The 21,741-nt window shown below is 72.4% G+C and carries 22 protein-coding genes; 8 read left to right on the top strand and 14 right to left on the bottom strand.

Going from position 1 to position 21,741, the window contains the following annotated elements:
- Nucleotides 1-32 precede the first annotated feature (32 nt).
- Both LN042_RS28475 and LN042_RS28470 read right to left on the bottom strand, forming a co-directional pair.
- On the bottom strand, nt 33-782 hold the full coding sequence (locus tag LN042_RS28475; RefSeq protein WP_230054270.1) for an ABC transporter permease: 750 nt from the start codon (nt 780-782) through the stop codon (nt 33-35).
- A gap of 58 nt (nt 783-840) precedes the next feature.
- Nucleotides 841-1,749, bottom strand: coding sequence for an ABC transporter ATP-binding protein (locus LN042_RS28470; RefSeq protein WP_230054269.1), 909 nt, complete (start codon nt 1,747-1,749; stop codon nt 841-843).
- A gap of 184 nt (nt 1,750-1,933) precedes the next feature.
- Between LN042_RS28470 and LN042_RS28465 the strand changes: the two genes are divergently transcribed.
- On the top strand, nt 1,934-2,347 hold the full coding sequence (locus LN042_RS28465; RefSeq protein WP_230054268.1) for a CoA-binding protein: 414 nt from the start codon (nt 1,934-1,936) through the stop codon (nt 2,345-2,347).
- Nucleotides 2,348-2,405: 58 nt separating this feature from the next.
- On the opposite strand, the gene LN042_RS28460 is transcribed toward LN042_RS28465, so the two are convergent.
- The 3 genes from LN042_RS28460 to LN042_RS28450 are packed head-to-tail and all read right to left on the bottom strand — an operon-like array spanning nt 2,406 to nt 5,299.
- Nucleotides 2,406-3,599 carry a dipeptidase gene (locus tag LN042_RS28460; protein WP_230054267.1) on the bottom strand — a complete coding sequence of 398 codons (1,194 nt, stop codon included), beginning with the start codon at nt 3,597-3,599 and terminating at the stop codon, nt 2,406-2,408.
- Between the two features lie 12 nt (nt 3,600-3,611).
- Nucleotides 3,612-4,145, bottom strand: a complete 534-nt coding sequence (gene purE / locus LN042_RS28455; RefSeq protein WP_230054266.1) for a 5-(carboxyamino)imidazole ribonucleotide mutase — start codon at nt 4,143-4,145, stop codon at nt 3,612-3,614.
- Nucleotides 4,142-5,299, bottom strand: coding sequence for a 5-(carboxyamino)imidazole ribonucleotide synthase (locus LN042_RS28450; RefSeq protein ID WP_308191879.1), 1,158 nt, complete (start codon nt 5,297-5,299; stop codon nt 4,142-4,144). The genes purE and LN042_RS28450 overlap by 4 nt, the downstream gene beginning before the upstream one ends.
- Nucleotides 5,300-5,449: 150 nt before the next feature.
- Between LN042_RS28450 and LN042_RS28445 the strand changes: the two genes are divergently transcribed.
- The gene (locus tag LN042_RS28445; protein WP_230054265.1) at nt 5,450-5,977 is read left to right on the top strand and encodes a GtrA family protein; all 528 of its coding nucleotides are present in this window, start codon (nt 5,450-5,452) and stop codon (nt 5,975-5,977) included.
- Nucleotide 5,978: 1 nt separating this feature from the next.
- Here the strand turns inward: LN042_RS28445 and LN042_RS28440 are convergent, their stop codons facing one another.
- Both LN042_RS28440 and LN042_RS28435 read right to left on the bottom strand, forming a co-directional pair.
- Nucleotides 5,979-7,235, bottom strand: a complete 1,257-nt coding sequence (locus LN042_RS28440; RefSeq protein ID WP_230054264.1) for a sensor histidine kinase — start codon at nt 7,233-7,235, stop codon at nt 5,979-5,981.
- Between the two features lie 66 nt (nt 7,236-7,301).
- Nucleotides 7,302-7,976, bottom strand: coding sequence for a response regulator transcription factor (locus LN042_RS28435; RefSeq protein WP_230054263.1), 675 nt, complete (start codon nt 7,974-7,976; stop codon nt 7,302-7,304).
- 499 nt (nt 7,977-8,475) lie between these two features.
- Here LN042_RS28435 and LN042_RS28430 point away from each other — a divergent pair, with 499 nt between their 5' ends.
- Nucleotides 8,476-9,987 carry a peptide MFS transporter gene (locus LN042_RS28430; protein ID WP_230054262.1) on the top strand — a complete coding sequence of 504 codons (1,512 nt, stop codon included), beginning with the start codon at nt 8,476-8,478 and terminating at the stop codon, nt 9,985-9,987.
- A gap of 78 nt (nt 9,988-10,065) precedes the next feature.
- Nucleotides 10,066-10,629: a Uma2 family endonuclease gene (locus LN042_RS28425; RefSeq protein WP_230054261.1), complete on the top strand. Its 564-nt coding sequence runs from the start codon at nt 10,066-10,068 to the stop codon at nt 10,627-10,629.
- Between the two features lie 138 nt (nt 10,630-10,767).
- On the opposite strand, the gene hutI is transcribed toward LN042_RS28425, so the two are convergent.
- From hutI to hutU, 4 genes are read right to left on the bottom strand one after another with little or no spacing between them, the layout of a single operon-like run.
- A complete protein-coding gene (gene hutI / locus LN042_RS28420; RefSeq protein ID WP_230054260.1) occupies nt 10,768-11,934 on the bottom strand; it encodes an imidazolonepropionase in 1,167 nt (388 codons plus the stop codon).
- Complete coding sequence (locus LN042_RS28415; RefSeq protein ID WP_230054259.1) at nt 11,931-13,289, bottom strand: formimidoylglutamate deiminase; 1,359 nt, start codon at nt 13,287-13,289, stop codon at nt 11,931-11,933. Before LN042_RS28415 ends, hutI begins: the two co-directional genes overlap by 4 nt.
- Entirely contained in the window at nt 13,280-14,464 is a 1,185-nt protein-coding gene (locus LN042_RS28410; protein WP_230054283.1) for an allantoate amidohydrolase, read from the bottom strand. Before LN042_RS28410 ends, LN042_RS28415 begins: the two co-directional genes overlap by 10 nt.
- Nucleotides 14,465-14,484: 20 nt before the next feature.
- On the bottom strand, nt 14,485-16,158 hold the full coding sequence (gene hutU, locus LN042_RS28405; protein ID WP_230054282.1) for a urocanate hydratase: 1,674 nt from the start codon (nt 16,156-16,158) through the stop codon (nt 14,485-14,487).
- Nucleotides 16,159-16,339: 181 nt separating this feature from the next.
- On the opposite strand from hutU, the gene LN042_RS37415 reads away from it, so the two are divergent.
- Entirely contained in the window at nt 16,340-16,906 is a 567-nt protein-coding gene (locus tag LN042_RS37415; protein WP_230054258.1) for a Uma2 family endonuclease, read from the top strand.
- Nucleotides 16,907-16,913: 7 nt separating this feature from the next.
- On the opposite strand, the gene LN042_RS28395 is transcribed toward LN042_RS37415, so the two are convergent.
- Both LN042_RS28395 and LN042_RS28390 read right to left on the bottom strand, forming a co-directional pair.
- Entirely contained in the window at nt 16,914-17,255 is a 342-nt protein-coding gene (locus LN042_RS28395) for a hypothetical protein (RefSeq protein WP_230054257.1), read from the bottom strand.
- Between the two features lie 41 nt (nt 17,256-17,296).
- Nucleotides 17,297-18,151, bottom strand: a complete 855-nt coding sequence (locus LN042_RS28390) for a MurR/RpiR family transcriptional regulator (RefSeq protein ID WP_230054256.1) — start codon at nt 18,149-18,151, stop codon at nt 17,297-17,299.
- Nucleotides 18,152-18,337: 186 nt separating this feature from the next.
- Between LN042_RS28390 and LN042_RS28385 the strand changes: the two genes are divergently transcribed.
- Nucleotides 18,338-18,745, top strand: coding sequence for a hypothetical protein (locus LN042_RS28385; protein ID WP_230054255.1), 408 nt, complete (start codon nt 18,338-18,340; stop codon nt 18,743-18,745).
- Between the two features lie 31 nt (nt 18,746-18,776).
- On the opposite strand, the gene hutH is transcribed toward LN042_RS28385, so the two are convergent.
- Nucleotides 18,777-20,351 (bottom strand): histidine ammonia-lyase, encoded by a 1,575-nt coding sequence (gene hutH / locus LN042_RS28380; protein WP_230054281.1) that lies wholly within the window; start codon nt 20,349-20,351, stop codon nt 18,777-18,779.
- A gap of 131 nt (nt 20,352-20,482) precedes the next feature.
- On the opposite strand from hutH, the gene LN042_RS28375 reads away from it, so the two are divergent.
- Complete coding sequence (locus LN042_RS28375) at nt 20,483-20,998, top strand: Pycsar system effector family protein (RefSeq protein ID WP_230054254.1); 516 nt, start codon at nt 20,483-20,485, stop codon at nt 20,996-20,998.
- Nucleotides 20,995-21,741 carry a Crp/Fnr family transcriptional regulator gene (locus tag LN042_RS28370; protein ID WP_230054253.1) on the top strand — a complete coding sequence of 249 codons (747 nt, stop codon included), beginning with the start codon at nt 20,995-20,997 and terminating at the stop codon, nt 21,739-21,741. Before LN042_RS28375 ends, LN042_RS28370 begins: the two co-directional genes overlap by 4 nt.

Genomic DNA, 21,741 nt, shown 5'->3' with positions numbered 1-21,741 from the left:
GGCGGTCCGGTCGCCGACCGGTGCCACCGCCCTCACTCCCAGCGGAAGGTGCGGGCCGCGAGCGGTCCGGCCACCGCCGTGTAGCCGGCCAGCACCAGCAGGTGCTGCCAGAGCTGCCCCTGACCGGACCAGGCCGCCGTCACCGCCCCGAACGGGATGAACTCGCAGACCCGCTGCAGCAGGTGGGGCATCTGGGCGACCGGGAAGTAGAGACCGCTGGCGAAGAAGTTGAGGATCATCAGCGGCACTCCCATCGCGGAGGCCGCGGGGCCGGTCCGGGCCCGGGCGGCGATCAGCAGGCCGAGCGCGAGCACCGCGGCGGCGCCCAGCACGAAGGAGGCGAGCACCGCACCGGGGTTGCCCGGGGTGGAGACGTCGAAGGCGAGCGCGCCGATCGCCACGATCACGGCCACCCCGGCGGTCGCCAGCGCGGCCATCACGGCGACCAGTGCGGCCAGCATCCCCGCCGCCGGCACGGGGCTGACCGAGAGCCGACGCAGCACGTCCTTCTCCCGCCAGCTGGCCATGGTCATCGGCAGCGCGGTGCAGGCCAGGAAGAGCGGCACCATCGCGGCCAGGGTCGGCACGTAGACGTCGATCACCCGCTTGCCGCCGAGGTCGGCCGCCGGGGTCAGGAAGGCCGGGATGTTGCCGAAGACCACCACCAGGACGATCGGCAGGCCGAGCCAGACCAGCGCGGCCGGCTCCCGCAGCAGCAGCTTGGCCTGGATGGCGGTCAGCGTGCGCAGACCTCGGCGGGGGAAGTGCAGAACAGTGGACATGACGGGCCGGCCCTTCGTGGGGAGGGATGGAGGGGGAGGGGGGACGGGTGGCGGGGTGTCAGTCGGTGTCGGGGTGGCCGGTCAGGGCGATGAAGGCGTCGTCCAGGCTGGCCTGTTCGACGCGCAGGTCGGCCGCGATGATCTGCGCGCGGGCCAGCTGGGCGGTGACCGCGTGCACCAGGTTGCCGGTGCCGCTGATCTCCACCACTGGTCCGTGCCAGGCGACTTCGGCCACCTCGGGCAGGGCGCGCAGCAGCTCCTCGTCCAGCGGGGCGGACGGCCTGAAGCGCATCCGCTGCCGCTGCCCGGCCCGGGCTGCCAGCCCGGCGGGCGTGTCCACCGCGACCACCTCGCCGCGGTCGATCAGCGCGACCCGGTCGCAGAGCCGCTCCGCCTCCTCCATGAAGTGGGTGACCAGCAGCACCGTGACCCCGGTGTCGCGGACCTGCTCGACCAACCCCCAGGTGGTGCGGCGGGCGTGCGGATCGAGGCCGGTGGTCAGCTCGTCCAGCACCACCGCGCGCGGCCGGCCGATCATCGCCAGCGCGATCGCCAGCCGCTGCTGCTGGCCGCCGGAGAGCTTCTTGTAGCGGGCGCCGGCCTTCTCGGCCAGGCCGAGGCGGTGCATCAGCTCCACCGGGTCGGCCGGCTGCCGGTGGAACGAGGCGTACAGCTCCAGCGCCTCGCGGACCCGCAGCTTGTCCGGCAGCCCGCTCGACTGCAGCTGCACCCCGAGCACCTGGCGCAGCTCGTCCCGCTGCCGGACCGGGTCGAGGCCGAGCACCGAGACCCGCCCGCCGTCGGCCTGCCGCAGCCCCGACAGGCACTCCACCGTGGTGGTCTTGCCCGCGCCGTTGGGGCCGAGGATGCCGAAGATCTCGCCCTGCTCGACCTGGAACGAGACGTCCCGCACCGCCGTCACGTGCCCGTACCGCTTGTGCAGGTGCTCGACTTCGATGACGGCCATGACCGGCTCCCCTTCGGTTGGTCCGCGGCGTTCTCGCCGTGACTCCAATCTCCCGCGCGGACCGGGTCGGCGGGATCGATCATCGGGTTGGCTCGCGATCGTCGAAACGATGGATGTCCGGCATCAACCGATCGGTTGATGCCGGGGCTGGAATGCGTCGCGGGCGGGGGCGGTTCCAGTGGTCATGACTGACTTCCGGGCTTCGGCGACCGTCCGCAGGATCCTCACCCAGAGCGGCGACACCTGGGCGGTCGTCGGGCTGTCCAACAACGAACGGCGTGCCGCCTTCGGGGTCGCCAAGGTGCTGCAGCGCTTCGGCAAGCGGATCGTGCCGATCCATCCCAGGGCGGAGGCGGTGCACGGCGAGCAGGGCTACCCGTCGCTGGCCGCCGTGCCGTTCCCCGTCGACGTGGTCGACGTGTTCGTCAACAGCGAGCTGGCCGGCCGGGTGGCCGACGAGGCGGTGGCGATCGGTGCCAAGGCGGTCTGGTTCCAGCTCGGCGTGGTGGACGAGGCGGCCTTCGAGCGCACCACGGCGGCCGGGCTGGACATGGTGATGGACAAGTGCCCGGCCATCGAGATCCCGCTGCTCGGCTGACCGCGCCCACCGCGGGAGGGCGGCCCCGCTGCGGGACGGCGCGCCCGGGGCGGGGCGCTCAGCCGTCCAGCTCCGCCAGGGTGGCGATGGAGGGGCGGCGGGTGGCCCGCAGGTCGCGGGCCACGTCCTCGGCGGCGCGCAGCACCCGAAGGGCGTTCTGCCAGGTCAGCTTGGAGAGGTCGGCCTCGGACCAGCCGCGGTCGAGCAGTTCGGCGACCAGGTTGGGGTAGCCGGAGACGTCGTCCAGACCGGCCGGGGTGTAGGCGGTGCCGTCGAAGTCGCCGCCGATGCCCAGGTGGTCGATGCCGGCCACCTCGCGCATGTGGTCCAGGTGGTCGGCGACGACGGCCGTCGTGGTGACCGGGCGCCGCTCGCGCTCCTCGAAGGCGTGCAGCACCTTCATCGCCTCGGGGGTGTGGTCCAGCGGGCGGAAGCCGTGCGCCTCCAGTTCCGCGGCGGCCCTGGCGGTCCACTCCCGGGTCCGGGCGTCGATGAAGTGGGGCACGAAGGTGGCCATCGCCACGCCCCCGTTGGCCGGCAACTGGGCGAGCACGTCGTCCGGGACGTTGCGCGGGTGGTCGCTGACCGCGCGGGAGGAGGAGTGCGAGAAGAGCACCGGTGCCGCGGTGACCCGCAGGGCCGCGCGCATGGTGTCGGGCGAGGTGTGCGAGAGGTCGACCAGCATGCCTAGCCGGTTCATCTCGCGGACCACCTCCTCACCGAACCGGGTCAGCCCGCCGGCTGACGGCTCGTCGGTCGCGGAGTCGGCCCACGGCGTGTTCGAGTTGTGGGTGAGCGTCAGGTAGCGCACCCCCAGCTCGTGGAGCGCCCGCAGCGTGGCCAGCGAGGAGTTGATGCTGTGGCCGCCCTCGGCGCCCAGCAGCGAGGCGATCCGCCCGTCCGCCCGGGCCGCCTCGACCTGGTCGGCGGTCAGCGCCAACCGCAGCCGCTCCGGGAACCGGTCCACCAGGGCCCGCACGAAGTCGATCTGTTCCAGGGTGGCGCTGACCGCCTGATCGCCGCTCAGTTCGCAGGGCACGTAGACCGACCAGAACTGCGCACCGACCCCGCCGGCGGTCAACCGGTCGAGGTCGGTGTGCAGGCGGTGCCGCTGGTCGGCCGCCAGGTCCACGGCGTCCAGGTCGTAGCCGGCCTGCGTGCGCATCGCCCAGGGCAGGTCGTTGTGACCGTCCACCACGGGCGCGGCGGCGAGCAGGGCTCGGGCCCGGGAGAGCTGTTCGGGAGAAGTCATCTCCCCATGTAACTACTTGGCGAAGCCGAAGGACGTGGAACCGGCCACCTTGGCGCGCAACTTCTTGCCCTTCTCGGTGGCCTGGGCGTTCAGGTCGTGCTGGAAGTCGACCATCTTCTCGGTCAGCTCCTGGTCGAAGGCGGCGACCATGCGCACCGCCAGCAGGCCGGCGTTGCGGGCCCCGGCCACCGAGACGGTGGCCACCGGCACGCCGGCCGGCATCTGCACGATGGAGAGCAGGCTGTCCATGCCGTCCAGGTAGCGCAGCGGCACCGGCACGCCGATCACCGGCAGCGGGGTGACCGAGGCCAGCATGCCCGGCAGGTGCGCGGCACCGCCGGCCCCGGCGATGATCGCCTTGAGGCCGCGGGTGTGCGCCTGCTCGCCGTAGGCGATCATCTCGCGGGGCATCCGGTGTGCGGAGAGCACGTTGACCTCGTAGGGCACCTCGAACTCGTCGAGCGCCTGGGCGGCGGCCTCCATGACGGACCAGTCGGAGTCGGAGCCCATGGCGATGCCGACGAGGGGGGTGTCGCTCACGCTCATTCGGTGATGGTGCCTCTCAGGTAGGCGGCCGCGTGCCGCGCCCGCTCGCGCACGTCGTCGAGGTCGTCCCCGAAGACGGTGACGTGACCGACCTTGCGGCCGGGCTTCACGTCCTTGCCGTACATGTGGATCCGCAGGCCCGGGTCGCGGGCCATGCAGTGCAGGAAGGCGTGGTACATGTCGGGGTAGTCGCCGCCGAGCACATTGACCATCACGGTCCACCGGGCGCGCGGGCGGGGGTCTCCGAGCGGCAGGTCCAGCACCGCGCGCAGGTGGTTCTCGAACTGCGAGGTGACCGCGCCGTCGATCGACCAGTGGCCGGAGTTGTGCGGGCGCATGGCGAGCTCGTTGACCAGGATCCGGCCGTCCCCGGTCTGGAACAGCTCGACCGCCAGGTGGCCGGTGATGTCCAGCTCGCCGGCGATCCGCAGGGCCAGCTCCTGGGCCTCGACGGCCAGCGCCGGGTCGAGCTCGGGGGCGGGCGCGGTGACCTCGGCGCAGACGCCGTCCTCCTGGACGCTCTCCACCACCGGGTAGGCGACCGCCTGGCCGCTGGGCGAGCGCACCACGTTGGCGGCCAGCTCGCGGACGAAGTCGACCTTCTCCTCGGCGAGCACCGGCACGCCGGCCAGGAACGGGGCCTTCGCCTGCTGCTCGTCGGCCACCACCCAGACGCCCTTGCCGTCGTAGCCGCCGCGGACGGTCTTCAGCACCACCGGGTACCCGGAGCCCTCGTGGGCGAAGGCGGTGACATCGGCCGGGTCGGCGACCAGGCGGTGCCGCGGACAGGGCACCCCGATGGAGTCCAGCCTGGCCCGCATCACACCCTTGTCCTGGGCGTTGACCAGCGCGTCGGGGCCGGGGCGGACCACCACGCCGTCGGCCTGCAGGGCCTTCAGGTGCTCGGTGGGCACGTGCTCGTGGTCGAAGGTGACCACGTCGCAGCCGGCCGCGAAGGCCCGCAGCGCCTCGAGGTCCCGGTAGTCCCCGAGGACGGTCTCGCCGACCACCTGGGCCGCGGAGTCCTGCGGGGTGTCGGCGAGGAGCTTGAAGCGGATGCCGAGCGGAATGCCGGCGTCGTGCGTCATGCGGGACAGCTGGCCGCCACCGACCATGCCCACCACTGGAAATTTCGCGCTGCCCGGAAAAGTCACGCTGCCAGGATATCCGGGCCGGTCGGGGCGGGTGCACCGGCGGGCGCGGGGGCGTGGCAGGGGCGCCCGGGGCGTCGTCCCGCGCTTGGGCCCTCATGGCGAGCCGGTAGCCTGGATCGCCCAGTGCCAGGAATCAGGAGACCTCCTCGGATGACCAAGACCGGTGCACATCGACGCCCCTCCCTCGTCCAGCGGCTGCGCGGCGCCTCCGGAGAGGTGCTCCAGTTCGCGATAGTGGGTCTGGGCGGCATCGCCGTGAACTTCGGGGTCTCCAACGCCGTGCTGCACGCCACCCACTGGGCTCCGGTGCGCTGCTCGGTGATCGGCACCATCGTGGCGATCGCGGCCAACTACGTCGGCTACCGCTACTGGGTCTACCGGGACAGCGACGCCGCCTCGCGCCGCCGCGAGATCACCCTCTTCCTGCTGTTCAGCGCCATCGGCCTGCTGATCGAGAACGGCACCGTCTGGTTCACCACCTACACGCTGGCGATGACCGGCACCGTCGCCTACAACGGCTCCAAGGTGGTCGGCACCGGGATCGCCACGCTGTTCCGCTTCTTCTCCTACCGCACCTGGGTGTTCAAGACGATGCCCGAGCTGACCGAGCCGACCGTGGTCGCCCAGGCCGAGCGGATCCTCGCCGACCAGCCGGTTCAGCAGTACAGCAACAGCTGATTCAGTCCGACTTCACCACCGCGCCGCCGCGCGGCAGGAAGAGCGCGAAGACCGGCGGCTTGAGCGAGAGCAGTTCCAGCCGCCCGCCGTCCGCCTCGGCCAGGTCGCGGGCCACCGCCAGGCCGATGCCGGTGGAGTTGCGCCCGCTGACGGCCCTTTCGAAGACCCGGTTGCCCAGCTCGGCCGGCACGCCCTGGCCCTCGTCCTGGACCTCCACCACCACCGAACTGCCCGACGGCCGCACCCGCAGGGTGACCGTGCCGCCGCCGTGCATCAGCGAGTTCTCGATCAACGTGGCCAGCACCTGGGAGACCGTGCCCGGGGTGCCCGTCGCGTGCACGTGGCTCAGCCCCTCGGTGACCAGCCGCCGCCCGGTGCCGCGCAGTGACGCCGACCACTCCTCGGCCTGCTGCTTGACCACCTCGTCGAGGTCGAAGCCGCCGGCCGACGGGCCGTGGGTGTCGCGCTGGTTGGTGAGCAGCCGCTGCACCACGTCGGTCAGCCGCTCCACCTGCTGCAGCGCGATGGTGGCCTCCTCGCGCACCGTCTCCGGCTGGTGGGCCAGCGTGGTGATCTCCTCCAGCCGCATCGACAGCGCGGTCAGCGGGGTGCGCAGCTGGTGCGAGGCGTCGGCGGCGAGCCGCCGCTCGGCGGTGAGCATCCGGCCGATCCGCTCGGCGCTGCCGTCCAGCACCTCCGCGACCCGGTCCAGTTCGGGCACCCCGTAGCGGCGGTCGCGCGGGCGCGGGTCGCCGGAGCCGAGCCGCTCGGCGGTCTCCGCCAGGTCGATCAGCGGTCGGGTCAGCCGGCGGGCCTGCCAGAGCGCCAGCGCCACCGCGGCCGCCACCGCCAGCAGCGCCACCAGGCCGATCAGCAGCAGCATGTTGGCGGTGTCGCGGTCGACGTCGCGGCGGGACTGCTCCACCGTCACCGACTCCCCGTGCGGGCCGGTCTCGGTGGCGTGCAGCGGGCGGCCGCCGGTCGGCTGGTCGCCGATGGCCACCGGCGGTCGGCCCGGCACGCTGATCTCGGCGTAGTCGCCCTCCACCACGCCGGTGCCGATCCGCTCACCGGTGACCGGTTCGCCGGCCGCCAGCCGGGCCTCCACCAGGCCGAGCAGCCGCACGGCGGCCGCGTCCACCCGGTTCTGCGCGGTGCTGGTGATGCTCTGCTTCTCGACCAGGGCGAGCGGCACGCAGAACACCGTGACCACCACGAGGACCACGCCGAGCAGCGAGTTGATCATTCGGCGCTTCACGCGGGTGGGTCCTGCTTCCCTTTCAACGGTCCGGCGCGGTGTGGGCGCGCCGGATCCAGCGGTGCGTCAGTTCTTCTCGAAGCGGAAGCCGACGCCGCGCACGGTGGCGATGTAGCGCGGGTTGGTGGCGTCGTCGCCGAGCTTCTTGCGCAGCCAGGAGATGTGCATGTCCAGCGTCTTGGTCGAGGTCCACCAGGTGGTGTCCCAGACCTGGCGCATGATGTCCTCCCGGGTCACCACCCGGCCGGCGTCCCGCACCAGCACCCGCAGCAGCTCGAACTCCTTGGCGGAGAGGGTGAGCTCCTCCTCGCCGACCCAGGCGCGGTGCGACTCGATGTCGATCCGCACGCCGTGCGCGCCGGTGGAGAGGGAGTCCACGTTGCCGCGCCGCAGCAGGGCCCGGACCCGGGCGAGCAGCTCGGCCAGCCGGAACGGCTTGGTCACGTAGTCGTCGGCGCCGGCGTCCAGGCCGACCACGGTGTCCACCTCGTCGGCCCGGGCGGTGAGGACCAGCACCGGGCAGCTGCGACCGTCGGCGCGCAGCCGGCGGCAGACCTCCAAGCCGTCCATCTCGGGCAGGCCGAGGTCGAGGACGATCAGGTCGACCTCCTCCTCCAGGCCCGCTTCCAGAGCGGCCGGGCCGTCCTCACGGACCAGTACCTCGTAGCCCTCGCGACGCAGCGCACGGGCCAGCGGTTCGGAGATTGCCGGATCGTCCTCAGCGAGCAGCACACAGGTCATGGGGGCGATGGTAGTCGGCCCACGGCCCCTCGATCAGTCCCCGGCCGCCTGGTGAACGGTGCACGCGCCCGGCGCGCGTCGCTCGAACGGCGCGAGGGCGACCCACCCGTTCAAACGTATGAACAGCCCCGGATGGCTGTGAACTAGTTCACAGTCGGTAGTCGCCAAACCAAGATCAGATAACGGTCGGCCTTCGGTGCCACACCCGCAGCGGACAGAGTTGCCTCTATTCGACCTTGTCTTCGAAGGAGCCAGCGCTGCATTACCATCGATTTCCGCACCCAGTCGGGGCCGCCTTGATCCTTCTGTTATTCACCCGGTGTCTTTTGTCCCGTCATGTCGTGGAATAGCGCGACGTACAGTGGCTAAGTCCCCGCGGCACGCACCGCGGTGCCCCTGCCCGAGCAGCGAGCAGGACTACACCGTGTGAGCACGTCCCCCGCCCACCATCCCCTTGGGGCGGGGGCGTCCCATACAGTCAGGCAAGGAACAACCACTGATGGCGTCAACCACCACCCTGGACGCCGGCCGCAAGCCGGGCGCTCCTTCTGGCGGCAAGACCTTCTTCGGGCACCCCCGAGGACTCGCCACGCTCTTCATGACCGAGACCTGGGAGCGCTTCAGCTTCTACGGCATGCGAGCCCTGCTGGTGCTCTACATGGTCGCCGGCACCAACCACGGCGGCCTGGGAATGAAGGTCGCTCTGGCGACCGCGATCTACAGCGTTTACAACGCCATGGTGTACCTGCTCGCCCTTCCGGGCGGCTGGATCGCCGACCGCTTCCTCGGCGCCCGCAAGACCGTGGCGCTGGGCGGCACGATCATCATGATCGGCCACTTCCTGCTGGCCGTGCCGGTCGAGGCGAGCTTCTTCGTCGGCCTGGTCTTCATCGCGGTCGGCTCCGGCCTGCTGAAGGCCAACATCTCCACGATGGTCGGCCACCTCTACGACGGGCCGAACGACCCGCGCCGGGACGGCGGCTTCACCATCTTCTACATGGGCATCAACCTCGGTGCCTTCGCCGCCCCGCTGGTCATCGGCACCGTCGGCCAGAGCGTGAACTGGCACCTGGGCTTCGCCCTGGCCGGTATCGGCATGGCCCTGGGTCTGACCCAGTACCTGCTGGGCAGCCGCCACCTGAGCGCGAAGAGCGACGAGGTCAGCTCGCCCCTCACCGCTGCCGAGAAGGGTGCCCTGCTGCGCAAGGGCGGCCTGTGGCTGGCCGCGGCCGCGGTCTTCTACGGCGTGCTGGCCGTCTCCGGCCAGTTCACCATCGACTGGGCGGTCTGGCCGCTGTCCATCGCCGGCATCGCGATCCCGGTGGCCGTCTTCGCCCGCTTCAAGCGGGACAAGGAGCTCACCGCCACCGAGCAGTCGAAGATCAGCGGTTACATCTGGTTCTTCGTGGTCGCCGCCGTGTTCTGGATGATCTACGACCAGTCCGGCTCCACGCTGAGCGTCTTCGCCGACGACAGCACCAACCTGTCGCTCTTCGGCCACCACTTCCCGTCCAGCTGGTTCCAGTCGCTGAACCCGCTCTACATCATGGCGCTGGCCCCGGTCTTCGCCTGGCTCTGGGTCTGGCTGTCCCGCCGGTCCAAGAACCCCAGCACCACGATGAAGTTCGCGATCGGTCTGCTGATGATCGGCGCCTCGTTCATCGTGATGATGCTGGCGATGGCCGCGGCCTCCGGTGGCGTGAAGGTGACGCCGCTCTGGCTGGCCTTCGTCTACCTGGTCCAGACGGTCGGCGAGCTGACCCTCTCCCCGGTCGGCCTCTCGGTCACCACCAAGCTGGCCCCGGCCAAGTACGCCAGCCAGATGATGGGCGTCTGGTTCCTCGCCGTCACCGCCGGTGACTGCGTGGCCGCCGTCCTCCAGCTCGGCCTCGGCAACGCCACCGGTTCCACCTGGTACTTCGCGATCCAGGGCGTCGCCGCCCTGATCGCCGGTGTGGCCCTGGTGATGTACCGCAAGAAGGTCATCCGGCTCATGGGCGACGTGCACTGACGCACCCCGCCCCAGGTGGCCCGGCACGCGATCCGCGTGCCGGGCCACCGGCGTGTCCGGGCGACTACGCTGAGCGGCGTGAACTACGCGCGGCTCCGGGCCGTCGCCGACGAGCTGATGGAGCAGTACGGCGACCTGGTCCGGAAGATCGAGATCCGGGATGGCGCGATCACCATGGTGATGTCGTCGTCCACGCCCCATGAGCTGAATGCCATGCGGTTGCGGCGCCAGCTGGACCACCAACTGACCGGCGACCTGGTGGCCCTCACCGGCGGCGACATCGAGGACCCGGCTCTGGGCATACTGCGCATGCCTGATCTGATCGTCGCCTCGGAGGCGGTCCTCGAAGAGTTCGACGACAAGATCGACCCTCGTGTGCTGCTGCTGGTCGCCGAGGTGGTCTCGCCGTCAAACCATTCCAACGACTACGTGGAGAAGATGCGGGACTACCCCGCGATGGGCATCCCGCTCTACCTCCTGATCGACCCCCGCAAGGGCACCGTCCGGGTGTGCAGCGACCCGGCGGACGGGCCGGACGGGCCGCGCTACCGGGCCACCCACGACTACGTCTTCGGCGACCAGGTGAAGGTCGGCGACTGGGTGATCGACTCGGGCGAGTTCAAGCGGTACGCGCCGCGCTGACGGTCACTCCGCCCGCCCCCGCCGATCGGCCCCGTCGATCGGCGGATGGTGCTGGGCGGCGATGGGCTGCAAGATCGTCTCCAGGTGATGGCCGGCACCCGCCCGGGGGGTGCCGGCCCACCTTGCGTTGACCGGCCGTCACACCTCCCGGACGCCCGCCCGCCACACGGCGGCGGTGAGCGGGACGCCGGGGCGGTAGGCGAGGTGCACCGGTGACGGCGCGTCCAGCAGCAGCAGGTCGGCGCGGGCGCCGGGGGCGATCCGGCCGACGTCGGTGCGGCGCAGCGCGCGGGCGCCGCCGGCGGTGGCGGCGTGCACGGCCTCGTCCGGGGTCATGCCCATCTCGCGCACGGCCACCGCGATGCAGAAGGCCATCGAGCTGGTGAAGCTGGAGCCCGGGTTGCAGTCGGTGGACAGCGCCACGGTGGCACCGGCGTCGAGCAGCCGGCGGGCGTCGGGGTAGGGCGCCCGGGTGGAGAACTCGGCACCGGGCAGCAGCGTGGCCACCGTGGTGGAGTCGGCCAGCGCGGCGACGTCGGCATCCGTCAGGTGGGTGCAGTGGTCCGCCGAGGCGGCCCCCAGTTCCACCGCCAGCTGCACGCCCGGCCCGTGGCCGAGCTGGTTGGCGTGCACCCGGGGCACCAGCCCGCGCTCCAGCCCGGCGGTCAGGACCGCCCGCGCCTGGTCGCCGTCGAAGGCGCCGCGCTCGCAGAAGACGTCCACCCAACGGGCGTGCGGGGCGCAGGCGTCCAGCATCTCGCCGGTGACCAGGTCGACGTAGCCCGCCGGGTCGTCGGCGAACTCCGGAGCCACCACGTGGGCACCGAGGTAGGTGGTCTCCGGGGTGTGCGCCCCGGCGATCCGCAGGGCGCGGGCCTCGTCGGCCACGGTCAGGCCGTAGCCGGACTTGCACTCCACCGTGGTGGTGCCCTGGCGCAGCGCCTCGGCGATGAACCGGCCCACGTTGGCGTCCAGTTCGGCGTCGGTCGCGGCCCGGGTGGCGGCCACCGTGGTGCGGATGCCGCCCGCGGTGTAGGCCTGGCCGGACATCCGGGCGTTGAACTCGGCGGTGCGGTCGCCGGCGAAGACCAGGTGGGCGTGCGAGTCCACGAAACCGGGCAGCAGCGCCCGCCCCGCCGCGTCGAACCGCTGGTCGGCGGCGGGTGCGTCGGCGGCCCGCCCGGTCCAGGTGACCACCGAGCCGTCCAGCACCACGGCGGCGTCCTCGACGAGGCCGAGCAGCCCGGGATGGGACGGGTCGTTGGTGACCAGGGTGCCGATGTTCGTGATGAGCGTGCTGGTCATGAAACCTTCAGAGCGGAGATGGAGGTCTGCAGTGCCGACGCGACGTCGGGCACCAGGGTGTGCACCCCGTCGATGACGATCTGCCGGCCGCCGACCACCACGTGCCGCACGTCGGCGGCCGAGGCGGCGAAGACGGCGGTCTCGACGCCGAGCCGCGGGGTTGGGCCGGCGGTGCGCACCGAGTCCAGTGCGAGCACGGTGAAGTCGGCCAGCGCCCCGGCCTCGATCCGCCCGGCCTCGGGCCAGCCGAGCGAGGCGTGCCCGTCCTCGGTGCCGGCCCGCAGCAGCGCGTTGGCGGTCCAGTGCCCTCGGGTGCGGGTGCGCAGCCGCTCGTTGAGCTCCAGCGCGCGGGCCTCCTCGAACGGGTCGATCACCGCATGGCTGTCGCTGCCCAGGGTCACCGGGCAGCCGGCGCGGGCCAGTTGGCGGGCCGGGCCGATGCCGTCGGCGAGGTCCCGCTCGGTGGTCGGGCACATGCAGATCACCGTGGAGGAGTCCGAGAGCAGCTTGATGTCCTCCTCGGTGAGGTGGGTGGCGTGCACCGCGCTGGTGCGCGGGCCGAGCACCCCGTGGTCGGCGAGCAACCGGGTCGGGGTGACGCCGTGCGCGGTGAGGCAGGCGTCGTTCTCGGCGGTCTGCTCGGACAGGTGGACGTGCAGCGGGGCCTTGCGCATCGCCGCCCAGTGCGCGACGGTGCCCAACTGCTCGGCCGGCACGGCGCGCACCGAGTGGATGGCCGCGCCGATCCGGGCGTGCTCGCGCGGGGTCAGCGCGCCGGCCCGCTGCGCCCAGGCCTCCGCGTCGCCGTCGCCGAACCGCTGTTGTGGCTTGGTCAGTTCGGCGCCGAAGCCGGACGAGAGGTAGCAGGTGTCCAGCAAGGTGATGCGGATGCCGGCCCGGGCGGCGGCCTCGATCAGCGCCTCGCCCATCGCGTTCGGGTCGGCGTAGCGGGTGCCGCCCGGGGCGTGGTGCAGGTAGTGGAACTCGCCGACCGCGGTGATCCCGGCCAGCGCCATCTCGGCGTAGACCGCGGTGGCCAGCGCCAGGTAGCTGTCCGGGTCGAGCGCGGCGGCGAACCGGTACATGGTGTCGCGCCAGGTCCAGAAGGTGCCGGAGCCCACCTGCACGGTGCCGCGCAGCGCCCGGTGGAAGGCGTGCGAGTGGGCGTTGGCCTGGCCGGGCACCAGCAGGCCGGCCAGCCGGACGGCGCCGGGCGGGCAGGGCCCGCTGTCCGGCACCACCCGGGCGATCCGGCCGTCGGCGGCCACCTCGACCAGCACGTCCGGCTCCACCACCGGCCCGTTGACGTGCGGCAGCCAGGCCTGCTCGGCCCAGTACGTCTTCGCTACTGACATGCCAGGTCCTCCAGGACGTCCGCCAGCGCCGACACGCCCGCCAGGCAGTCGGCGAGTTCGGCGTGCTCGGCCGGCGAGTGCGACACACCGCTCGGGTTACGTACGAACAGCATGGCGGTCGGAACGGCGGATGCCAGGATTCCGGCGTCGTGTCCCGCACCGGTGGGCAGCACCGGAGCGCCGTGCAGGGTGCGGGCCAGCCGGTCGCGCAGCGGTCCGTCGAACTCCACCACCGGGGTGTAGGACTCGCGGACCAGCTCGACCTTGACCCCGTCCCGCTCGCCGCGCTCGGCGGCCGCCCGGTGGATCTGCTCGACCAGCTCGGTGAGGGTGGCCTCGTCGGCGGCCCGGGAGTCCAGCCAGCCGCGCACCAGGGAGGCGATGGCGTTGGTGCCGTTGGGCTCCACCGCGATCTTGCCGAAGGTGGCCAGCGCGCCGGCCAGCCGGGCCTTCTTGCGGGCCGCGAGCACGGTGTTGGCGTAGGTGAGCATCGGGTCGTGGCGGTCGTCCAGCCGGGTGGTGCCGGCGTGGTTGGCCTCGCCGTGGAAGTCGAACCGCCAGCGGCCGTGCGGCCAGATCGCGGACGCCACGCCGACCGGCCGGTCCTCGGTCAGGTAGCGGCCCTGCTCGACGTGCAGCTCCACGAAGGCGCCGATCCGGGCGAGCCGCTCGGCGTCGGCGCCGATCGCGGTCGGGTCCTGACCGGCCCGCTCCATGGCGTCCGGCAGCCGGGTGCCGTCGGCGTCGCGCAGCTCGCGGGCCTGCTCGGGGGTGAGCACGCCGGCGCTCAGCCGGGAGCCGACGCAGGCCACCCCGAACCGGGCGCCCTCCTCGTCCCCGAAGTTGACGATCGCCAGCGGCTTGGTGAACCGCGCCCCGCGCTCCCGCAGCCGGTCCAGGGCGGCGAACGACGAGACCACGCCCAGCGGTCCGTCGAAGGCGCCGCCGTCCGGCACCGAGTCCAGGTGCGAGCCGGTGACGATCGCCCCCTCGCCCTGCGGATCGCCCAGCCAGGCCCACTGGTTGCCGTTGCGGTCCCGCTCGTACGTCAGGCCACGAGAACGGGCCTGCTGCTCGAACCAGGCCCGGCACTCGGCGTCGGCGGTGTTCCAGGCGTGCCGGCGGTAGCCGCCGGAGGCGGCGGAGCGGCCCACGGGGAGCAGCTCCGCCCACATCTCCTCGAAGCTCGGCAGCGTCACAGCTCGCCCATCGGGCTGTGCTGGTTCATGGGGATGTGGACGCCCCGCTCGGCGGCGACCTCACCCGCCCGGTCGTAGCCGGCGTCCACGTGCCGGATCACGCCCATGCCCGGGTCGTTGGTGAGCACCCGGCGGATCTTCTCGCCGGCCAGCGGGGTGCCGTCGGCCACCGTGACCTGGCCGGCGTGGATCGAGCGGCCGATGCCGACGCCGCCGCCGTGGTGGATCGACACCCAGGAGGCGCCGGACGCCACGTTGATCATGGCGTTGAGCAGCGGCCAGTCGGCGATCGCGTCGGAGCCGTCCAGCATGGCCTCGGTCTCGCGGTACGGGGAGGCGACCGAGCCGCAGTCCAGGTGGTCGCGGCCGATCACGATCGGGGCGGACAGCTCGCCGCCGGCCACCATGTCGTTGAACCGCTCGCCGGCCTTGTCGCGCTCGCCGTAGCCGAGCCAGCAGATCCGCGCCGGCAGGCCCTGGAAGTGCACCTTCTCCTGGGCCATCTTGATCCAGCGGGCCAGCGACTCGTTCTCCGGGAAGAGGTCGAGCACGGCCTTGTCGGTCTTGTGGATGTCCTGCGGGTCGCCGGAGAGCGCGGCCCAGCGGAACGGGCCCTTGCCCTCGCAGAACAGCGGGCGGATGTACGCCGGCACGAAGCCGGGGAAGGCGAACGCGCGGTCGTAGCCCGCCAGTTGGGCCTCACCGCGGATCGAGTTGCCGTAGTCGAAGACCTCGGCGCCGCGGTCCAGGAAGCCGACCATCGCCTCCACGTGCTTGGCCATCGACTCGCGCGAGCGCTGGGTGAACTCGGCCGGCTTGCTCGCCGCGTAGTCGGCCATGTCCTCGAAGGCCACGCCGAGCGGCAGGTAGGACAGCGGGTCGTGGGCGCTGGTCTGGTCGGTGACGATGTCGATCGGCGCGTCCATCGCCAGCAGCCGCGGGAACAGCTCGGCGGCGTTGCCCAGGAGGCCGATGGAGAGCGGCTGCTTCTTGTCCCGGGCGGCGGTGGCCAGCTCCAGGGCGTGCTCCAGGTTGTCCGCCTCGACGTCCAGGTAGCGGTGCTCGATCCGGCGGGAGATCCGGGACGGGTCGCAGTCGACGCAGATCGCCACGCCGCCGTTCATGGTGACGGCCAGCGGCTGGGCGCCGCCCATGCCGCCGAGGCCGGCGGTGAGGGTGATGGTGCCCTCCAGGCTGCCGCCGAAGCGCTTGTTGGCGACGGCGGCGAAGGTCTCGTAGGTGCCCTGGAGGATGCCCTGGGTGCCGATGTAGATCCAGGAGCCGGCGGTCATCTGGCCGTACATGGTGAGCCCGAGGCTCTCCAGGCGGCGGAACTCCTCCCAGTTGGCCCAGTCGCCGACCAGGTTGGAGTTGGCGAGGATCACCCGCGGCGCCCACTCGTGGGTCTGCATCACGCCGACCGGGCGGCCGGACTGCACCAGCATGGTCTCGTCCTGCTTCAGCCCGCGCAGGGTCTTCACCATCGCGTCGAAGGACCGCCAGTCCCGCGCCGCCTTGCCGGTGCCGCCGTAGACGACGAGCTTCGACGGGTGCTCGGCGACCTCGGGATCGAGGTTGTTCATGAGCATCCGCAGGGCGGCCTCCTGCTGCCAGCCCTGGGCGGTCAGGCCCGTCCCGCGCGCCGCACGCACCTCGCGCGCACCGCTGATCTGCTGCTCCGCCATGGCGGCCTCCTTGCGGATGGATTCATTCAGGATTGAGCAGTCTGAATATATCCAATCAGTCGAGGCTCGACCAGACCCGCGCGGGTCCGATCAGCACCCGATTCCCGTCACCCGTGAGCGATACCCTGAAATCGCCGAGCTTCAGCCCGCGACAGTGGAGGACACCGTGGCCACAGCGATCCCCGTGGTACCAGGTCGGCTTCGCGAGGCCGCCGAGCGGATCGAGGAGAGCACCGGTCTCCGTGTGCAGATCATCGGAGGAACCCTGGTGATGTCCCCCACGCCGCGCGGCAAGCACGCCGGAACCGTGCGCAGGCTGCGTGACCAGCTCGCACTCCGGTTGCCCAAGGGCTACGGCGCCTACGAGGTCTCCTCGCTGGCCATGCCCGACGACGATGAGGACTATGCGACTCCCGACCTCGTGGTCTTTCCGACCGACTGGGACGAGGACGACGAGTGGCTCGCCGATGCGCGCGACGCCGAACTGGCCGTGGAGGTGATCTCCAAGTCGGAGCGGGCGAAGGACATCACCAACAAGACCGAGTGGTACGCCACCGCCGGTGCTCCACTGCTACTCGCCGTCGATCCACGGCACGGCACGTGGACGCTCTACAGCCACCCTCGAGATGGCAGCTACCAGGGTGTCCTGCACGGCATCTACGGGGACCCGGTTCCCCTGCCGCCGCCGCTACCCGGCGAGCTGCAGACCGAGGGCCTTCCCCGCTACGCCTGACCCACCGTCAAGCAGCTTCCCCGTCACCCCAGTCGATGCCGATCTCGGCCAGCCACGCCCGGTCGGCGGCCTCTGTCCGGGCGGAGTCGGCGGGCAGCATCGGCAGGGTGGGCGGGCGCGGGATCTCCTGGACGGGGCCCAGGCCGTAGGGCTCGCCGGGATTGGCGGTGGCACGGCCGGGTGCGGTGACGCCGATGTGGACGGCGCTCTCGTCGCCCGGGTCCAGCACGGTGAGGGCGGGTGCCGGCGGATCGGCCAGCGCGACCCGCCGGCCGCAGCTGGGGCAGACCCACTCCTGGGCGCCGGAGGCGAGCCGGCCGACCTGTCTCATCTCATGGATCACGCGCACGGCGACACACCCCCGTTGGTTCCACCGAGGGGATGCCCGGTTTACTCCAGGAACAGTCCTCGGGCCGCCGCGGACTGCTCGATCGCCTCCAACCGGGCCTCGGCGCCCGGCAGTTCGTCGCACATCGTCTGCAGCAGCACCCGGCCGAGCACCATCGGCGCACAGGCGGTGTCGAAGACCAGGCCGGTGCCCACCTCGGCGGGCAGGATCAGGTCGGAGAGCTTGGCCACCGGCGCGAAGGCGCTGTCGGCCACGGTGAGCACCGTCAGGCCGCAGTCCCGGGCCACCGTGAGCGCGTCCATCAGCTCGCGCGGGTACCGCGGCAGGGCGAAGCAGAGCAGTGCACTGGCACCGGCCGCGGCGGCCTGCTCGATCCGGTCGGCGAGCATCGTGCCGCCCTCGTCGAGCAGCCGGATGTCGGGGTGCACCTTGGCCGCGAAGTAGGCGAAGCCCCGCGCCTGGGCGGAGGCGGCCCGCAGGCCCAGCACCGGCAGCGGGCGGGAGGCGGCCAGCAGCCGGGCGGCCCGGACGATCGGCTCCGGGTCGGCGAGCAGTTCGGCGAGCCGGCGCAGATGGGCGATCTCGGCGAGCACCGCCTGCTGGTGCTCGTTGCGCACCGCCTCGGTGGGGGTCTCCGGCGGGGCCGGCTCACCGCCGAGCTCGCGCAGCCGCCGGCGCAGCGCCGGGTAGCCGTCGTAGCCGAGCGCCACCGCGAACCGGGTGACCGAGGGCTGGCTGACCCCGGCCAACTCGGCCACCTCCACGCTGGACAGGAACGGCGCCTCGGCGGCGTGGCGGACCAGGGCGTGCGCGATCCGGCGCTGAGTGGGCGTCAGGCGGTGGCCGTCGAACAGTTCGAGGAGTCGGGCGGACGGGCCCAGGGACGGCTCGGTCATGGTGGGGTCCCTTCGGGCGGTGGGCGTCCGGTCGACTGTGCAGGAACGGATGCTCGGACGGCAATGATGTTCTCGTATACCGGAATGAGGCCGACGACGGGGTGCCCTCAGGGATGACCCTGATTTACCCCTGGGAGCCACCGGTCCCGCTGGACCGCCCGGCCGTGCGGGCACCAGCCTGGTGGCATGCAGCCCCAGCCTTCCGAGGTCCGCCGTGACCTCGACGCCGCCCTGGAAGCCCGCCGCGAGCTGGGCCCGGAGTACGAGTCCGAGCTGGTGGACTCGTTCCTGGCCCGGGTCGACGCCCGGTTGGACGCCCGGGTCGAGCAGCGGGTCGCCGAGCGGCTCGCGGCCCGCGACCGCGACGGCCTCCCGCAGCACCGCCCGTTCCGGGGCGGCCGCTCCAAGCTGCCGTACTTCTCGCTGGTGCTGGCGGTCCCGCTGACCGGGATCGGCATCACCGTGATGGACGGCTTCGGCGTGGTGATCGCCTGGGCCGGCATCGTCGGGGTCAACCTGGCGGCGGCGCTCGGCCACCGGCTGGAGCGCGAGGAGCGCCGGATGGGTGACGCCGCGCGGAGCGAGTGGGCCTGAACGGCCTTCACCCCGCGCGGCTGCCCCGGTCTCAGGCCAGCGGCCCGGTGACCGTCTCGACGGCGCGGACCAGCGCACCGGAGGCGACCAGGGCCTCGGCGGCGGCCAGGTCCGGCGCCAGGAAGCGGTCCCGGCCGGCCCCGCCGACCCCGGCCGCGCGGGCGGCGGCGAGCGCGGCGGCGGTGCCGGGCGCGAGGTGGGCCTCGGAGCCGGTGGCGCGGATCTCCAGCGCCCGGGCGGCGGCGGTCAGCTCCACGGCCAGGATCCGGCCGAGGTTGTCCACCGCCTGGCGGAGCTTGCGGGCGGCGGACCAGCCCATCGAGACGTGGTCCTCCTGCATCGCGGAGGACGGGATCGAGTCCACCGAGGCCGGGTTGGCGAGCCGCTTGTTCTCGCTGACCAGCGCGGCCTGGGTGTACTGGGCGATCATCAGCCCGGAGTCCACGCCCGGGTCGTCGGCCAGGAAGGCGGGCAGGCCGTGCGAGCGGGCCTTGTCCAGCAGCCGGTCGGTGCGGCGCTCGGCGATCGAGCCCAGGTCGGCGGCGGCGATGGCCAGGAAGTCCAGCACGTAGGCGACCGGGGCGCCGTGGAAGTTGCCGTTGGACTCCACCCGGCCGTCGGGCAGCACCACCGGGTTGTCGACCGAGGCGGCCAGCTCGCGCTCGGCCACCGTGCGGGCGTGGGCCAGGGTGTCGCGGCCGGCGCCGGCCACCTGCGGGGCGCAGCGGATCGAGTAGGCGTCCTGGACGCGCGGCGCGTCGTCCTGGTGGTGGCCGGTCAGCCCGGAGCCCTGCAGCACGGCGAGCATGTTGGCGGCGCTGAGCGCCTGGCCCGGGTGCGGGCGGATCGGCGCGTGCAGCTCGGGCGCCAGCACCTTCTCGGTGCCGAGCAGCGCCTCCAGGGTCATCGCGGCGGTGATGTCGGCGGTGGTGAACAGCCGGGAGAGGTCGGCGATGGCCATCACCAGCATGCCGAGCATCCCGTCGGTGCCGTTGATGAGGGCCAGGCCCTCCTTCTCCAGCAGCTCGACCGGGGCGATGCCGGCCTCTGCGAGCAGCTCGCCGGCCGGACGCTCGGCGCCGTCCGGGCCGTAGGCCAGGCCCTCGCCCATCAGCACCAGGGCGCAGTGGGACAGCGGCGCGAGGTCGCCGGAGCAGCCGAGCGAGCCGTACTCGCGGACCACCGGGGTGATCCCGGCGTTCAGGATCGCGGCCATGGTCTCGGCGACCAGCGGGCGCACCCCGGTGCGGCCGGAGGCCAGGGTCTTCAGGCGCAGGAACATCAGCGCCCGGGTGACCTCGCGCTCCACCGCCGGGCCCATGCCGGCCGCGTGCGAGCGGACCAGCGAACGCTGCAGCTGGGCCCGCAGCTCCGGGCTGATGTGGCGGACGGCGAGCGCGCCGAAGCCGGTGGAGACCCCGTAGACCGGGCGCGGCTCGGCGGCCAGCGCGTCGATCCGGGCCCGGGAGGCGGCCATCTCGGCGAGGGCGTCGGGGCCCAGCTCGATCCGGGCGTTGCCGCGTGCCACGGCGAGCACGTCCTCGGCGGTGACGTCGGCCTTGCCGACCTGAACAAGCGGCGCGTCGGCGGCCGGAGCACTGTGCATATCCATATGCACTATCAGATCAGCTGAATGAAGATATGACAACCAGGGGAAGGAAGGGATTCCCCTTCCGCGTCATGTCCGGCCCGGACGCCGATATGCTGGCACGGTCGGACCACACTGCTGGGGGGCTGATGGCGGACGAGGAAGCGGTCTCCAGGGAGCGGGCGGTGAGCACCGCCTGGTCGATCCACGCGTCACTGGCCGACTTCACCGGCAAGGTCGACAGCAAGGCCTCCTTCGCCCTCACCATCGAGTCGGCGGCCCTCGGCGGCATCATCGCACTCTCCGGCGCCGGCCAGCTCCCCGGCCGCGGCGACGGCACACTGCCGGTGGCCGCGCTCTGGGCCGGCGTGGCACTGCTCGGCACGGCGGCCGTGCTGGCCGTCCTGGTGGTGATGCCGCGCACGGCCAGCCGGGACAACCCGCAGAGCTGGCGGCAGGACTACATCCACTACGGCCACCTGCGCCACTGGTCCCCCGAGCAGCTGGCCGAGCGGCTGACCACGGCTGATCCGCTCCCGGTGCTCAGCCGGCAACTCGTGACGATGAGCCAGATCGCCTGGATCAAGCACCGGCGGGTGCAGCAGTCGCTCTACTGCGCGGTGCTCGGCACCCTGCTGGTGACCCTGGCGGGACTCATCAGATGACCACCGAACCGATCACCCCGTTCTGGTCCATGCTGGACGAGCCGGCCCGCCGGGAGCTGCGCCGGATCAGCCGGCCGGTGAGCTTCCGCCCGGGCGAGGCGATGCTCCGCCAGGACGACGCGAGCCAGCACCTCCTGGTGATCCGCCAGGGCTGTGCGAAGGTCCTGGTGGACTCGGAGCACGGCTACCGGGCGGTGCTGGCCATCCGCGGGCCGGGCGACCTGCTGGGCGAGCAGGCCGGTCTCAACGGCGGCACCCGCTCGGCGAGCCTCTACGCCCTGACCGCCGTCGAGGCGATGGTGATCCCGCTGAGCCGGTTCACCGCGGCCCGGCACGGCTACCCGGGCATCGCGCAGGCCGTACCGCGGATGCTGTCCGAGCGGCTGCGCGAGGCGGACGGCGGCCGGGCCGCCGCGGGCGCCCCGGTGCAGGCCCGTCTCGCCTCACTGGTACTGGAGTTGAGCGCGCGGTACGGCCAGCCGCTGGACGGCCCCGAACGCGGGCAGCTGGCCATCACGCTGCCGCTCTCCCAGGACGACCTGGCGGGCCTGGTGCTCAGCTCGCGGCGCACGGTCAGCCGGATCCTCGAACAGTGGCGCGACCAGGGCATGGTGGCCACCGGACGGCGGCTGATCCAGCTGGTCCGGCCGAACGAGCTGCGCGAACTCGCCCTGCGGGCGGGCCCGGTGGGGTCACCCGCGGCGGGCCCGGCGGCGCCCGCACCGGACCTCAGGTCGGCCTGA

It is taken from the genome of Kitasatospora humi (genome assembly GCF_020907985.1).
GTDB classification, from domain to species: domain Bacteria; phylum Actinomycetota; class Actinomycetes; order Streptomycetales; family Streptomycetaceae; genus Kitasatospora; species Kitasatospora humi.
This window is presented reverse-complemented; position numbering and strand designations above follow the sequence as displayed.